Below are 16,120 nucleotides of genomic sequence, written 5' to 3' on the forward strand. Positions count from 1 at the left end.
GACTTGGGTATTCTGATATGGTATTATTATAAAATGTCAGTATTAGGATGGTCTCTTTGTCTTTAGTTTGCTGAAATGTCAAGCATTATTGTGCGGAAAGATGCATAAAGTATGTCGTCTTGACGTATAATATGTACGTTTTAGGCAAATCTACAAGATATGAGATGATTATCATAACCATGGATAAGCTGCTCTTTTTTCGAAAGGTATTCGATAAGGGCTTTTCTCTATTTATGGGTGTGTGCTCTGTATGTTCCATTATAGTGTTACAAACAGAGGTTCGCAATGAATTTTTAAGTGAGTAGACATGAGGGGTGAGTTTAAGTTGGCAGGACATCTTGTTCAATATGGTCGACGCACTCGGCGCAGTTATTCTCGTATCAACGAGGTACTCGAAGTTCCGAACCTGATTGAAATCCAACAAAAATCTTATGAATGGTTTTTGGAGGAAGGACTCCGCGAAATGTTCCAGGACATCTCGCCGATTCAGGATTTCACGGGGAATTTGGTGCTTGAGTTCATTGACTACAGCCTTGGAGAACCGAAATACACCGTCGATGACGCGAAAGAACGCGACGTTACTTATGCGGCGCCGCTCCGCGTAAAAGTCCGGCTCATTAACAAGGAGACCGGCGAGGTCAAGGAGCAGGAAGTGTTCATGGGTGACTTCCCGTTAATGACGGAAACCGGAACGTTCATTATCAATGGTGCCGAACGGGTTATTGTCAGCCAGTTGGTTCGCTCTCCCAGCGTCTATTTCAGCACAAAAGTGGATAAAAACGGTAAATCGACTTACACAGCAACAGTGATCCCGAATCGCGGAGCATGGCTGGAACTGGAGATGGATGCGAAGGACATCATTTATGTCCGGATCGACCGTACCCGCAAAATCCCGGTAACGGTTCTGCTGCGGGCTCTTGGCTTCGGTAACGATGCCGAGATTCTGGAATTGCTGGGCAATGATGAATATATTCAAAACACGCTGGATAAAGACAACACGGACTCCACCGAGAAAGCGCTCATCGAAATTTATGAACGTCTTCGTCCGGGCGAGCCGCCGACGCTGGAGAATGCGAAGAGCCTCCTGGTCGCTCGTTTCTTTGATCCGAAGCGTTATGATCTGGCGAATGTCGGACGCTACAAAATCAACAAGAAGCTTCACATCAAGAACCGTCTCTTCAACCACCGTTTGGCTGAGAGCCTGATCGACGTCGAAACGGGCGAGATTATTGCGGAAGCAGGTCAAACTGTGGATCGTCGTCTTTTGGACGAGATCATGCCTTATCTCGAGAAGAGCGTCGGCTTCAAGAAATACCATGTAACCGGCGGTGTGATGGACAGCGACGATATTACGCTGCAGACGATTGACGTATTCTCTCCGATCGAGGACGGGAAAGTGGTCAAAGTCATTGCAAACGGCAATATCGACAAATCGGTGAAGCATATTACGCAAGCCGATATTATCTCTTCCATCAGCTACTTCATCAACCTGCTGCATGGCATTGGCAACACCGATGATATCGACCACCTGGGCAACCGTCGTCTGCGTTCCGTGGGCGAGCTGCTTCAGAACCAGTTCCGTATCGGTTTGTCCCGTATGGAGCGCGTGGTGCGTGAAAGAATGTCGATCCAGGATGCGAACGTGATTACGCCGCAGGCGCTGATCAATATCCGTCCGGTGATCGCCTCGATCAAGGAGTTCTTCGGAAGCTCCCAGCTGTCTCAGTTCATGGACCAGACGAACCCGCTGGCGGAACTGACGCATAAGCGTCGTTTGTCCGCACTCGGGCCGGGCGGTTTGACTCGTGAGCGCGCAGGCTTCGAAGTACGGGACGTTCACCACAGTCACTACGGCCGTATGTGTCCGATCGAGACGCCGGAGGGACCGAACATCGGTCTGATCAACTCCTTGTCAACGTTTGCCCGCATCAACGAGTATGGTTTCATTGAAGCTCCATACCGCTGGGTTGATCCGAAGACCGGGAAAGTCACCGAGCAAATCGATTACCTGACTGCCGACGAAGAAGATAACTACATCGTCGCTCAGGCAAACGCCGAGCTCAATGAAGACGGCACCTTCGCCGATGACATGGTTATCGTTCGTTACAATAAGCAGTCCGATAACATCCTGCCAATGCCGAGCGACCGTGTAGACTACATGGACGTTTCGCCGAAACAGGTTGTGTCGGTTGCGACGGCGCTCATTCCGTTCCTTGAGAACGACGACTCCAACCGTGCGCTGATGGGATCGAACATGCAGCGGCAGGCCGTTCCGCTTCTCGTTCCGAAAGCACCGCTTGTCGGTACCGGGATGGAGCACAAGGCTGCTAAAGATTCCGGTGTATGTATTGTGTCCAAATACGACGGGATTATTGAGCGCTCATCCGCCAACGAAATCTGGCTCCGCCGCGTGGAAACCGTGGATGGACAGGAAGTCAAAGGCGATATAATCAAATATAAATTACACAAATTTATGCGTTCGAACCAAGGAACATGCATCAACCAGCGTCCGATCGTCAAACGCGGAGACGTGGTCAAGAAAGGCGATATCCTCGCTGACGGACCGTCGACCGAACTTGGCGAATTGGCATTGGGCCGCAACGTCGTCGTTGCGTTCATGACTTGGGAAGGCTACAACTACGAGGATGCGATTCTCCTCTCCGAGAAGCTGGTGAAAGAGGATGTATACACTTCGATTCATATCGAGGAATACGAATCCGAAGCCCGCGATACGAAGCTTGGTCCTGAGGAAATCACGCGCGATATCCCGAACGTGGGTGAAGAAGCGCTGAAAAACCTTGACGAGCGCGGTATTATTCGCATCGGTGCCGAGATCAGCGCAGGCGACATTCTGGTCGGTAAAGTAACGCCTAAGGGTGTTACCGAGCTGACAGCAGAAGAGCGCCTCCTGCATGCGATCTTCGGTGAGAAGGCTCGCGAAGTGCGCGACACATCCTTGCGCGTTCCTCACGGCAGTGACGGAATCATCGTTGACGTGAAGGTGTTCACGCGCGAGAATGGCGACGAGCTGCCGCCGGGCGTCAACCAACTGGTTCGCGTCTACATTGCGCAGAAACGTAAAATTTCCGAAGGTGACAAGATGGCCGGACGTCACGGTAATAAGGGTGTCGTTGCCCGTATTCTCCCTGAGGAAGACATGCCGTTCCTGCCGGATGGCACACCGGTTCAAGTCGTACTGAACCCGCTCGGGGTTCCGTCGCGGATGAACATCGGTCAGGTGCTTGAGGTTCACTTGGGCATGGCTGCCCTTCAGCTCGGCATTCACGTTGCAACGCCGGTATTTGACGGCGCGAACGAATACGACGTGTTTGATACGATGGAAGAGGCCGGCATGCAGCGCAACGGTAAAACCGTGCTTTACGACGGTCGTACCGGTGAACGCTTCGAGCGTGAAGTTACGGTCGGCGTCATGCACATGATCAAGCTCGCGCACATGGTTGACGATAAGATCCATGCCCGTTCCACGGGACCATACTCGCTCGTTACGCAGCAGCCGCTGGGTGGTAAAGCTCAGTTCGGCGGACAGCGCTTCGGTGAGATGGAGGTGTGGGCGCTTGAAGCTTATGGTGCCGCTTATACACTGCAAGAAATTCTTACCGTCAAGTCCGATGACGTGGTCGGCCGGGTGAAAACCTACGAATCCATCGTTAAGGGCGAGAACGTGCCGGAGCCGGGCGTTCCTGAGTCGTTCAAGGTATTGATTAAAGAGCTTCAATCGCTTGGTATGGATGTTAAGATCCTCAGCGAGAATGAAGAGGAAATCGAGATGAAAGAGCTCGATGATGAAGATGATGTTCAAGGTGACAAACTGAGCCTTAACTTGGAAGGCGCTGAAGTCGGAGTGGAATAACGGTCATTTCATCACCGCCGCCCTGCTATGATGCGGCGGCGGTGATCTTGACTGTATAGCACATAAATAGGACTAAGTTGAGGAGGGTTGCTCCTTGTTGGACGTTAACAATTTTGAGTACATGAAGATCGGTCTTGCTTCCCCAGAGAAAATCCGCTCGTGGTCTCGCGGAGAGGTTAAGAAGCCGGAGACGATTAACTACCGTACATTGAAGCCCGAGAAGGAAGGTCTGTTCTGTGAACGGATTTTCGGTCCGCAGAAGGACTGGGAATGTCATTGCGGTAAGTATAAGCGTGTCCGTTATAAAGGCGTAGTCTGTGATCGCTGCGGCGTTGAAGTAACGCGTGCCAAAGTCCGTCGTGAACGGATGGGGCACATCGAGCTGGCTGCACCGGTATCGCATATTTGGTATTTCAAAGGCATTCCGAGCCGGATGGGTCTGGCGCTGGATATGTCCCCAAGATCCCTGGAAGAGATCATTTATTTCGCATCTTATGTCGTTACGGATCCAGGCGACACACCGCTGGAGAAGAAGCAGCTGTTGTCCGAGAAGGAATACCGCAGCTATCGCGAGAAGTACGGCTACGGCTTCCAAGCCGGCATGGGTGCTGAAGCGGTCAAGAAACTCCTGCAGGATCTGGATATTGAAAAAGAGCTTGAGTTCCTGAAAGAAGAGCTGCGCACGGCACAAGGGCAACGTCGTAACCGTGCCATCAAGCGTCTGGAAGTTATCGAGGCTTTCCGCAATTCCGGCAACAATCCGGAATGGATGGTTATGGACGTACTCCCGGTTATTCCGCCGGAACTGCGTCCGATGGTACAGCTCGACGGGGGCCGTTTTGCGACCTCGGACTTGAACGACCTGTACCGCCGTGTCATCAACCGGAACAACCGTCTGAAGAGACTGCTGGATCTCGGAGCGCCGGATATTATCGTACAGAACGAGAAGCGCATGCTGCAGGAAGCTGTTGACGCGCTCATCGATAACGGCCGCCGCGGCCGTCCGGTAACGGGTCCGGGCAACCGTCCGCTTAAATCCCTCAGCCACATGCTGAAAGGTAAGCAGGGCCGTTTCCGTCAGAACTTGCTCGGTAAACGGGTAGACTATTCCGGTCGTTCCGTTATCGTCGTAGGACCTTATCTGAAGATGTACCAGTGCGGTCTTCCTAAGAAGATGGCGCTTGAGCTGTTCAAGCCGTTCGTGATGAAAGAACTGGTCAATAAAGGCCTTGCTCATAATATTAAGAGTGCGAAGCGCAAGGTAGAACGCGTCAGCCCGGAAGTATGGGATGTGCTTGAGGAAGTCATTAAAGAGCATCCGGTTCTTCTGAACCGTGCACCGACGCTTCACAGACTCGGGATCCAAGCGTTTGAACCGATTCTCGTCGAAGGTCATGCCATCCGGCTTCACCCGCTCGTATGTACGGCTTACAACGCCGACTTCGACGGTGACCAAATGGCGGTACACGTTCCGTTGTCGGCTGAAGCCCAAGCGGAAGCGCGTCTCCTGATGCTGGCATCCGGCAACATCCTGAACCCGAAAGACGGTAAGCCGGTCGTAACGCCGTCCCAGGATATGGTTCTTGGTTCCTTCTATCTGACCATGGATAACAAGGAAGAGAAGGGTACCGGCATGATTCTGGGCAGCGTGAACGAAGCGGTATCCGCGTATCAGCGCGGAACTGCGGGCCTCCATGCCCGTGTAGCGATTCCGGTTAAGGCTCTGGGTAAAACCAGCTTTACGGAAGAGCAGCAAAAGGCGATGCTGATTACGACGGTGGGACGGATTATCTTTAACGAAATCTTCCCTGCCAGCTTCCCGTACATCAACGAGGCGACCCGTACCAACCTGCTTCAAGGTACACCTGAGAAGTATTTCGTATACGAAAAGGGTGCCAACCTGCAAGAAGCTATTCAAAGTCTTCCGGTTAGCGGCGCGGTCGGCAAGGAATATCTGGGTCAAATTATCGCCCGCTGCTTCGAGACGTACCATACGACAGAAACCTCTGTCATTCTGGATAAGATCAAGCAGCTCGGCTTCACGTACTCGACTCGCGCAGGGGTTACCGTTGCGGTAGCCGACGTTATCGTCCCTGAGGAGAAGAACGAGATTCTGAGAGAGTCCGACGAGAAGGTTAAAGTGGTAACCAACCAATACCGCCGTGGCTTGATCACGAACGAAGAACGCTATGACCGCGTCATCGACATCTGGTCGAAAGCGAAAGACGATATTACGGACGTCTTGATGAAATCGATGGACCGCTTCAATTCCATCATGCTCATGGTGGACTCCAAAGCGCGGGGTAACAAATCGCAGATCACCCAGCTGGGCGGTATGCGTGGTCTGATGGCGAACCCGTCGGGCCGGATCATCGAGCTCCCGATCAAATCGAACTTCCGTGAGGGCCTGACGGTACTCGAGTACTTCCTGTCCACGCACGGTGCGCGTAAAGGTCTCGCCGATACGGCGCTTCGTACAGCTGACTCGGGTTACCTGACCCGTCGTCTCGTTGACGTTGCGCAGGACGTCATCGTCCGCGAGGACGAGTGCAGCACGGATAAAGGCTTCACGGTAAGCCGGATCCAAGACGGTAAGGAAGTTATCGAGGATCTGTACGATCGGATCGAAGGACGTTACTCCTTTGAAACGGTTCGTCATCCGGAGACAAAAGAGATCATCGTTAACCGCAACGAGCTGATCGATTCGGATAAAGCAGCCGAAATCGTCAAAGCCGGCGTGGAGTCGGTACAAATCCGCTCCATCCTGAGCTGCCGGGCGCGTTATGGCGTCTGCAAGAAGTGTTATGGCCGCAACCTGGCTACCGGCAAGCATGTTGAGATTGGTGAAGCGGTAGGTATTATCGCGGCTCAATCCATCGGTGAACCGGGAACCCAGCTGACGATGCGTACATTCCACACAGGCGGCGTTGCCGGTGACGATATTACGCAAGGTCTTCCGCGTATCCAGGAGCTCTTCGAGGCCCGTAACCCTAAAGGTCAAGCGACCATTAGTGAGATCGACGGCGTCGTGAAAGAGATCCGCGAAACGAAAGACCGTCGTGAAATTGAAATTCAAGGTGAGGCCGAAACGAAGGTCTACTCCGTAACGTATGGCTCCCGTCTGCGCGTTAGCGAAGGCAAGCACATCGAAGCTGGGGATGAACTGACCGACGGTTCGATCGATCCGAAGGAAATGCTTCGCATTAAAGGGATCCGCGGCGTGCAGAACTATATCCTTCAGGAAGTTCAGCGCGTATACCGGAACCAGGGCGTAGAAATCAACGATAAGCACGTTGAGGTTATGATCCGGCAGATGCTGCGCAAAATCCGCATCGTCGACGCTGGAGACACGAATCTTCTGCCTGGCTCCTACGTGGATATCCATGAATACGAAGTGGCTAACAAAGAAGCCATTCTGTCCGGCAAAGAGCCAGCGGTTGCAAAACCGGTTCTCCTCGGTATCACGAAGGCTTCCCTTGAGACAGACTCCTTCTTGTCCGCGGCCTCCTTCCAGGAGACAACCCGCGTCCTGACAGATGCAGCGATCAAAGGTAAAGTCGATCAGCTGCTCGGTCTGAAAGAGAATGTCATCATCGGTAAGCTGATCCCTGCGGGAACAGGCATGAGCCGTTACCGCAACGTGAGATTCGAGGGTCAGAACGATGCGAACGATGAAAGCCAGGAGCTGGAAACCGCTTCTGTAGAATAAAGGAAATGAAGGTGAGAGGAGCCGGGGCTGCTTGATCAAGCCGGCTTTCGGCTCCTTCCCTGCCATTTCTTTTTTTTCACGTTTAATAGCTTGACATCGCCTAGGGCAGATGCTAATATAGCAAAGGTGCGTGAATCGTTGCCTTGTTCCCTGTTCTTTTGGAGGAATGCTTAATGTCTAATGATAAAGGATTACAGGATGCACACGTCAAGATCGGCACCAAACAAACAATGAAGGCCGTTGAAACCGGCCGGGCTACAGAAGTATATGTGGCTGAAGATTGCGACCAGCGTCTGATATCCAAGATCGTATCCCACTGCGAACGATATGGCGTACCTATCAACTATGTACCGACCATGAAGGAGCTTGGGGAAGCATGCGGTATTGAAGTCGGCGCAGCAGCGGCCGCTGTCTTGAAATGATGATTGAGAAATCGTTTTTGCTTTGAGAAGGCAGCTTCTCTATCGGCAAAAACTTTTCATTTGTTCTTTTATGAACCGCCTGGGTCTGTGGACTTAAAATGGTTTGTAACAGGATGATAATTACGGGAAGGGGGTGGCTAACATGCCAACAATCAACCAACTGGTTCGCAAGGGCCGTCAAGCTAAAGTTTACAAGTCGAAATCTCCAGCACTTCAAAAAGGGTTCAACGCTTTGAAACGTGAGGAGACTGATCTGAGCGCTCCGCAAAAACGCGGTGTTTGCACTCGTGTAGGCACAATGACGCCGAAAAAACCGAACTCCGCACTTCGTAAATATGCTCGTGTTCGTTTGACGAACCGCATCGAGGTGACTGCTTACATTCCAGGTATCGGTCATAACTTGCAAGAGCACAGTGTCGTATTGGTTCGCGGTGGACGGGTAAAAGACCTTCCGGGTGTACGTTACCACATCGTTCGCGGCGCGCTTGATACCGCTGGTGTTAACAACCGTATGCAGGCTCGTTCCAAATACGGTACGAAGCGTCCTAAAGCAAAAAGCTAATTGAAGCTCATGTTGGATAAACATGACTCATGACTGAAGAAAGGGGGATATCCATGCCACGCAAAGGTCCAGTTACAAAAAGAGACGTGCTGCCAGATCCGGTGTACAACAGCAAGCTGGTAACTCGTCTGATCAACCGCATCATGTTGGATGGTAAAAGAGGTGTTGCTCAAAGCATCCTTTACAACGCGTTCAATATCATCAAGGAACGTACGGGCAATGATCCGATGGAAGTGTTTGAAGCAGCCATCAAGAACATCATGCCGGTACTGGAGGTAAAAGCTCGTCGTGTCGGCGGTGCGAACTACCAAGTTCCAATCGAAGTTAAGCCAGAGAGACGTACTTCCCTGGGATTACGTTGGCTCGTTAACTACTCCCGCAACCGCGGTGAGAAAACAATGGAAGAGCGTTTGGCAGCAGAGATCATCGATGCTTCCAACAACACAGGCGCTTCCGTTAAGAAACGCGAAGACACGCACAAAATGGCTGAAGCGAACAAAGCGTTTGCTCACTACCGCTGGTAGGATTCAGCAGCTAATAAACTTCAATTTTGAAGGGAGACTATTCGCATGGCAAGAGAGTTCTCCTTGAAAAATACACGTAATATCGGGATCATGGCGCATATTGACGCTGGTAAAACGACCACCACAGAGCGGATCTTGTTCTATACAGGCCGTACGCACAAAATCGGTGAAGTTCACGAGGGTGCTGCTACGATGGACTGGATGGAGCAGGAGCAGGAGCGCGGTATCACGATTACTTCCGCTGCTACGACCGCTCAATGGAAAGGTCATCGCGTTAATATCATCGACACCCCGGGACACGTTGACTTCACAGTAGAAGTTGAACGTTCCCTTCGTGTATTGGATGGGGCAGTAGGTGTATTCAGTGCGAAAGAGGGCGTTGAGCCTCAGTCGGAAACCGTTTGGAGACAGGCTGACAAATACGGGGTTCCTCGGATCGCATACGTAAACAAAATGGACATTATCGGCGCCGACTACTTGAATGTTGTTAAAGACATGAGAGATCGTCTGCAAGCGAACGCGGTTGCTATTCAGCTTCCGATCGGTGCAGAGTCCGACTTCGTCGGCATCATCGATATCATCGAGGAAAAAGCTTATATGTATAAGGATGACCTCGGTCAAAATATCGAAGAAACCGAAGTTCCAGCGGAATTCAAGGATCAAGTTGAAGAGCTCCGCAACGAGCTCATCGAGAAGGTTGCAGAACTTGACGAAGATTTGACAATGAAATACCTTGAAGGTGAAGAAATCACCGTGCCTGAGATTAAAGCGGCTCTCCGTAAAGGTGTTGTCGAAGTTAAAATCTTCCCGGTTATCTGCGGATCTTCTTACCGTAACAAAGGGGTTCAGCTGATGCTGGACGCTGTTATCGATTACTTGCCGGCTCCAACCGACGTACCAAGCATCCAAGGAACTTTGGAAGACGGTACTGAAGTTGAGCGTCACTCTTCCGATGAAGAGCCATTCGCGGCGCTGGCGTTCAAAATCATGACAGACCCTTATGTTGGTAAGCTTACATTCTTCCGCGTTTACTCCGGTATTTTGCAATCCGGCTCTTACGTACTGAATGCAACGAAAGGTAAGCGCGAGCGTATCGGACGTATCCTTCAGATGCATGCGAATAGCCGTCAAGAAATTACCGAAGTTTACTCCGGTGATATTGCGGCTGCCGTAGGTTTGAAAGATACGGGTACAGGTGATACACTGTGTGATGAGAAGCATCCAGTAATCCTGGAATCCATGAACTTCCCTGATCCGGTTATCGAAATCGCGGTTGAGCCTAAGACGAAAGCCGACCAGGACAAAATGGGCGTGGCTCTCGGCAAGCTGACCGAAGAGGATCCGACTCTTCGCGCGCATACTGACGAGGAAACCGGTCAAACGATCCTTGCAGGTATGGGTGAGCTTCACTTGGACATCATCATCGACCGTATGCGTCGTGAGTTCAAAGTGGAAACCAACGTAGGTAAGCCTCAGGTTGCCTATCGTGAAACCTTCCGTGCTCCAGGGCGCGTTGAAGGTAAATTCGTTCGTCAGTCCGGTGGTCGTGGTCAATACGGTCACGTATGGGTTGAGTTCGAGCCTCTGGAACCAGGTAGCGGTAACCAGTTCGACAGCAAGATCGTCGGCGGTGCTGTACCTAGAGAATACATTGCGCCAGCACAACAAGGTATTGAAGAGCAAATGAAGAACGGCGTACTCGCCGGCTTCCCGATCGTAGACGTTAAAGCAACGATCGTTGACGGTTCTTACCATGATGTCGACTCCAACGAGATGGCGTTTAAGATTGCAGGTTCCATGGCGCTCAAAGCAGCTAAAGACAAGTGTCAACCTGTCCTGCTTGAGCCAATCATGAAAGTGGAAGTTACCGTGCCTGAGGAATACATGGGCGACGTAATGGGTATGCTGAACTCCCGCCGTGGACGTATCGAAGGTATGGATTCACGCGGTGGCGCTCAAATTATCCGTGCGAAAGTGCCTCTGTCCGAAATGTTCGGATATTCCACAACTCTGCGTTCCGGTACACAAGGTCGCGGCGTATTCTCGATGGAACTCTCCCACTACGAAGAAGTTCCTAAGAATATCTCCGAAGAAATCGTGTCCAAGCACAAGGGCGGAGAGTAATAGCACGAGTTCAAAAGTCGTGTAAGGCGATTCTTTGAACAACTTCTAATAACGTTTTACCTGTCGGGGAGGAGAATGGAGCTACCGTTTCATTCCTCCGCAACCGGCCCAAACATATAAATCCCCTTAAGGAGGAATTGTTCAAATGGCAAAGGCTAAATACGAACGTACGAAACCCCATGTTAACATCGGTACTATCGGTCACGTTGACCACGGTAAAACAACTCTGACTGCTGCAATCACAACTGTATTGTCCAAAAGATACGGCGGTGCAGCTATGTCCTTCGACCAAATCGATAAAGCTCCAGAAGAGCGCGAGCGCGGTATCACAATCTCTACTTCCCACGTAGAGTACGAAACTGACGCACGTCACTATGCACACGTTGACTGCCCAGGACACGCTGACTATGTTAAAAACATGATCACTGGTGCAGCTCAAATGGACGGCGCTATCCTGGTTGTATCCGCAGCTGACGGCCCAATGCCGCAAACTCGCGAGCACATCCTGCTGTCCCGCCAAGTAGGCGTACCTTACATCGTTGTGTTCCTGAACAAATGCGACATGGTTGAAGACGAAGAGCTTCTGGAACTGGTTGAAATGGAAGTTCGTGATCTCCTGAGCGAATATGACTTCCCAGGCGATGACACTCCAATCACTCGCGGTTCCGCTCGTGAAGCGCTGCAAAACCCAGACGGTCCTTGGGCTGACAAAATCGTTGAAATGTTTAAAACAATCGACGAGTACATCCCATTGCCTGAGCGCGACACTGACAAGCCATTCTTGATGCCTGTCGAGGACGTGTTCTCCATCACGGGTCGTGGTACAGTTGCTACTGGCCGTGTTGAGCGCGGAACAATCAAAGTCGGCGACGAGATCGAAATCGTTGGTATCGAAGAAGAGACTAAGAAATCCGTTGTTACGGGCGTTGAAATGTTCCGTAAATTGCTGGATTCCGCTCAAGCTGGTGACAACATCGGTGCTCTGCTTCGCGGTATCGACCGTACTCAAATCGAGCGTGGTCAAGTACTTGCTAAGCCGGCTTCCGTTAAGCCACACACTGAGTTCACTGCTCAAGTATACGTACTGAGCAAAGAAGAAGGCGGACGTCATAAGCCTTTCTTCACTGGCTACCGTCCACAGTTCTACTTCCGTACTACGGACGTAACTGGTGTGATCAACCTGCCAGAAGGTTCCGAAATGGTTATGCCTGGTGACAACATCACCGTAACCGTTCAACTGATCGCTCCAATCGCGATCGAAGAAGGAACAAAGTTCTCCATCCGTGAAGGCGGCCGTACCGTAGGTGCTGGTTCCGTAGCTTCCATCATTAAGTAATTTAGGCTTATCGAACAGCCTGAACATATAAAGCAACAGCGTGATGTAACGAGCAACAGTGTGATGTAACGATAACAGAGTCTGATCTTTTAAGGATCAGGCTCTTTGTTTTTAATACCGCGGGATCCGAAACGTACGAGCAGCGGCATACTTCATATCTATGTCGGAACGTTGTTCACGATGCAGGAATAAGGGGATAAGCACGGCCGGGAAACCTTATTCTATAGTAGAAAAAAAAGAGGAAATGCAAGGGATGAATAAATTCTGATTTTATGCTTGCAATGCGCCTATCTTTTCTATATAATAGTGAATGTTGTTCTGCGACGTTGCGATGATGTGAGAGGTTACCGACACACCCGGCCCCTTTGCCATGAGGCAGGTGTTCGGAAAATTTTCACGGAGTATGTCCGATACCAAATTGGGCGATAGAAGGAGGGAATAAAATGGCAAAGCAAAAAATTCGTATTCGCTTGAAAGCATACGACCACAGAATTCTTGATCAATCCGCTGAGAAAATTGTTGAGACAGCAAAACGTTCGGGTGCTGGTGTTTCCGGTCCGATCCCGCTTCCAACTGAAAAGCAAGTAATTACCATTCTCCGTGCGGTGCACAAGTATAAGGATTCTCGGGAACAGTTCGAAATGCGTACTCACAAACGCTTGATCGACATCGTGAACCCGACTCCACAAACTGTGGATGCCTTGATGCGCTTGGACCTGCCGTCCGGTGTAGATATCGAAATCAAACTGTAATAGCATAACGAATTAGTGAAGGGAAAAGAGGTGTCAACATGAAAGGTATCTTAGGTAGAAAACTCGGGATGACTCAAGTATTTACCGCAGAAGGTAATGTAATTCCTGTAACGGTTATCGAAGCAGGTCCTTGTGTTGTTTTGCAGAAAAAAGACCTGGAGAACGACGGATACGAAGCGATCCAGATCGGTTTCTCCGATAAGAAAGAAAACAATGCCAACAAGCCAGAAGCAGGACATGCGAAAAAAGCAAACACTGCACCTAAGCGCTACGTTCGCGAAATTCGCGGTGTTGACCTCGCGAGTGTCGAGGTCGGCCAAGAGCTGAAGGCGGATGTCTTCGCAGAAGGCGAATTTGTTGACGTTACTGGGATTTCCAAGGGTAAAGGTTTCCAAGGCGTAATCAAGCGTTGGGGACAAAGCCGCGGACCAATGTCCCACGGTTCCCGTTATCACCGCGGACCTGGTTCCATGGGTTCGATCCAAGCTAACCGTGTTCCGAAAGGCAAGCGTCTGCCAGGACATATGGGACATGATACGGTAACGATCCAAAAGCTTGAAGTTATCAAGGTTGATGCTGAACGCAACGTTATCCTTGTTAAAGGTTCCGTACCTGGACCGAAAAAAGGCTTTGTGCAAATTAAACAAACGGTGAAGAAATAGTCGCCTAAAGAAAGGAGGAGCAAACAATGCCTAAAGTAGCACTTTATAATGTCAGCGGTAGCCAAGTCGGCGAAGTAGAATTGAACGAAGCAGTATTCGGTATCGAGCCGAACGTGCATGTTATGCACAGCGCAGTATTGCTGCAGCGCGCTTCCCTTCGTCGTGGTACGCATAAAGTAAAAGGACGTTCTGAAGTACGCGGCGGCGGACGTAAGCCTTGGAAACAAAAAGGCACCGGCCGTGCTCGTCAAGGTTCGATCCGCGCACCACAATGGAAAGGCGGCGGAACGGTGTTCGGACCAACTCCGCGCAGCTATACATTCAAACTTCCTAAGAAGGTTCGTCGTCTGGCGATCAAATCCGCTTTGTCTTCCAAAGTGAACGACAACGCAATTATCGTATTGGATCAATTGACGCTGAATGCGCCAAAAACGAAAGAGTTTGCTAATATCTTGAGCAATCTTAAGGTAGGACGTAAAGCTCTGATCGTTGCTCCTAGCTACGATGATAATGTTGCCCTTTCCGCTCGTAACATCCCAGGTGTGAAGTTCGTAGCGGCTGATGGCATTAATGTTCTTGACGTACTGTCGTACGATCAACTGATCATTACGAAAGAAGCAGTTCAGAAGGTAGAGGAGGTGCTCGCGTAATGAAAGACCCTCGCGATATAATCAAGCGCCCGGTGATCACGGAACGTACGGCTGACTACATGGCAGAGCTGAAATATGCTTTCGAAGTTGACATTCGTGCGAACAAGACCGAGATCAAGCAAGCTGTTGAATCTATTTTTAAAGTTAAAGTTTCGAGTGTGAATACGATGCGTGTTCCTGCGAAGCCGAAGCGTTATGGCCGTTATTCCGGTTACACAACCGAATGGAAGAAAGCTATTGTAACGCTGACAGCGGACAGCAAGCCGCTCGAGTTCTTTGAATCGGTTGAATAAGAAACTGCTAAGTAAGGAGGGAAAACACAGTGCCTATTAAAAAGTATAAACCGACATCCCCGGCTCGACGCAACATGTCCGTGTCGACTTTCGAAGAAATCACCACGAACAAGCCGGAGAAATCGCTCTTGGCGCCGCTGAGCAAAACAGCCGGCCGCAACAACCAAGGTAAAATTACGGTTCGTCACCATGGCGGCGGACACAAGCGTAAATACCGTATCATTGACTTCAAACGGAACAAAGACGGCATTCCAGGTCGCGTTGCTACGATTGAATACGACCCGAACCGTACTTCTAATATCGCGCTGATCCACTATGCAGATGGTGAGAAGCGTTATATCCTCGCTCCAAAAGGTCTGAAAGTCGGAGATCAAATCGTATCCGGCGTTGGTGCGGACATCAAAATCGGTAACGCTCTTCCATTGGAGAACATTCCGGTTGGTACCGTTATCCACAACATTGAATTGAAGCCAGGCAAAGGCGGACAATTGGTTCGTGCTGCTGGAACGGAAGCACAGCTTCTCGGTAAAGAAGAAAAGTACGTTACAGTACGTTTGTCTTCCGGTGAAGTTCGTCACATCCTGAAAACTTGCCGTGCAACCATCGGTTCTGTGGGTAACCAAGACCATGAGTTGATCAAGATCGGTAAAGCTGGACGCAGCCGCTGGCTCGGACAACGTCCTGAAGTACGCGGTGTCGTCATGAACCCTAACGATCACCCACACGGTGGTGGTGAAGGCCGCGCTCCAATCGGACGTAAATCGCCTATGTCTCCATGGGGTAAACCAACCCTTGGTGCCAAGACCCGTAAAAAAGGTAAAGCTTCTGACAAATATATCGTTCGCCGCCGCACGAAGTAATGCGCGAGAGTGCATCGCTTCGTGAGAGGCTTTGGATGGTAACGAGACAATTTGGTGAAGGGAGGATTTCTATATGAGCCGTAGTTTGAAAAAAGGACCTTTCGTCGACGGATACCTGCTCAAGAAAGTGGAGGAAATGAACAGCGCAAACAAGAAGGCTGTGATCAAAACTTGGTCCCGCCGCTCCACTATTTTCCCGCAATTTATCGGTCACACGTTCGGTGTATATGATGGCCGCAAGCATGTACCTGTATATGTAACAGAGGACATGGTAGGACACAAGTTGGGTGAGTTTGCTCCAACTCGTACTTACAAAGGTCACGAAGACGATAAGAAAACGAGAAGATAATTATCG

Annotated in this window: 13 protein-coding genes; all 13 read left to right on the forward strand. The window is 50.5% G+C overall.

Annotated elements, in window-relative coordinates; all coding sequences use genetic code 11:
- The first annotated feature begins 325 nt into the window (after positions 1-325).
- The 13 genes from rpoB to rpsS all read left to right on the forward strand — a co-directional run bounded on the left by rpoB (position 326) and on the right by rpsS (position 16,114).
- On the forward strand, positions 326-3,871 hold the full coding sequence (rpoB, locus tag NST44_RS08395) for a DNA-directed RNA polymerase subunit beta (RefSeq protein WP_340898838.1): 3,546 nt from the start codon (positions 326-328) through the stop codon (positions 3,869-3,871).
- A gap of 94 nt (positions 3,872-3,965) precedes the next feature.
- On the forward strand, positions 3,966-7,580 hold the full coding sequence (gene rpoC, locus NST44_RS08400; protein ID WP_007132574.1) for a DNA-directed RNA polymerase subunit beta': 3,615 nt from the start codon (positions 3,966-3,968) through the stop codon (positions 7,578-7,580).
- Positions 7,581-7,753: 173 nt separating this feature from the next.
- Positions 7,754-8,002, forward strand: coding sequence for a ribosomal L7Ae/L30e/S12e/Gadd45 family protein (locus NST44_RS08405; RefSeq protein WP_007132573.1), 249 nt, complete (start codon positions 7,754-7,756; stop codon positions 8,000-8,002).
- Between the two features lie 142 nt (positions 8,003-8,144).
- On the forward strand, positions 8,145-8,564 hold the full coding sequence (rpsL, locus tag NST44_RS08410; protein ID WP_006212930.1) for a 30S ribosomal protein S12: 420 nt from the start codon (positions 8,145-8,147) through the stop codon (positions 8,562-8,564).
- A 53-nt stretch (positions 8,565-8,617) separates the two neighbouring features.
- Entirely contained in the window at positions 8,618-9,088 is a 471-nt protein-coding gene (rpsG, locus tag NST44_RS08415) for a 30S ribosomal protein S7 (protein ID WP_007132572.1), read from the forward strand.
- Between the two features lie 45 nt (positions 9,089-9,133).
- A complete protein-coding gene (gene fusA / locus NST44_RS08420; RefSeq protein WP_007132571.1) occupies positions 9,134-11,212 on the forward strand; it encodes an elongation factor G in 2,079 nt (692 codons plus the stop codon).
- Between the two features lie 145 nt (positions 11,213-11,357).
- Positions 11,358-12,548 (forward strand): elongation factor Tu, encoded by a 1,191-nt coding sequence (gene tuf / locus NST44_RS08425; RefSeq protein WP_007132570.1) that lies wholly within the window; start codon positions 11,358-11,360, stop codon positions 12,546-12,548.
- A gap of 443 nt (positions 12,549-12,991) precedes the next feature.
- Positions 12,992-13,300 (forward strand): 30S ribosomal protein S10, encoded by a 309-nt coding sequence (gene rpsJ, locus NST44_RS08430; protein ID WP_006676490.1) that lies wholly within the window; start codon positions 12,992-12,994, stop codon positions 13,298-13,300.
- A gap of 38 nt (positions 13,301-13,338) precedes the next feature.
- Positions 13,339-13,962, forward strand: a complete 624-nt coding sequence (gene rplC, locus NST44_RS08435; RefSeq protein WP_007132569.1) for a 50S ribosomal protein L3 — start codon at positions 13,339-13,341, stop codon at positions 13,960-13,962.
- A 26-nt stretch (positions 13,963-13,988) separates the two neighbouring features.
- Entirely contained in the window at positions 13,989-14,612 is a 624-nt protein-coding gene (gene rplD, locus NST44_RS08440; RefSeq protein ID WP_007132568.1) for a 50S ribosomal protein L4, read from the forward strand.
- Complete coding sequence (gene rplW / locus NST44_RS08445) at positions 14,612-14,905, forward strand: 50S ribosomal protein L23 (RefSeq protein WP_007132567.1); 294 nt, start codon at positions 14,612-14,614, stop codon at positions 14,903-14,905. Before rplD ends, rplW begins: the two co-directional genes overlap by 1 nt.
- Before the next feature lie 29 nt (positions 14,906-14,934).
- A complete protein-coding gene (gene rplB, locus NST44_RS08450; protein WP_007132566.1) occupies positions 14,935-15,765 on the forward strand; it encodes a 50S ribosomal protein L2 in 831 nt (276 codons plus the stop codon).
- A 73-nt stretch (positions 15,766-15,838) separates the two neighbouring features.
- Positions 15,839-16,114 carry a 30S ribosomal protein S19 gene (gene rpsS / locus NST44_RS08455; RefSeq protein WP_007132565.1) on the forward strand — a complete coding sequence of 92 codons (276 nt, stop codon included), beginning with the start codon at positions 15,839-15,841 and terminating at the stop codon, positions 16,112-16,114.
- Positions 16,115-16,120 lie beyond the last annotated feature (6 nt).

Origin of the sequence: Paenibacillus sp. FSL W8-0919, assembly GCF_038003785.1 — a bacterium.
GTDB lineage: Bacteria > Bacillota > Bacilli > Paenibacillales > Paenibacillaceae > Paenibacillus_AQ > Paenibacillus_AQ lactis.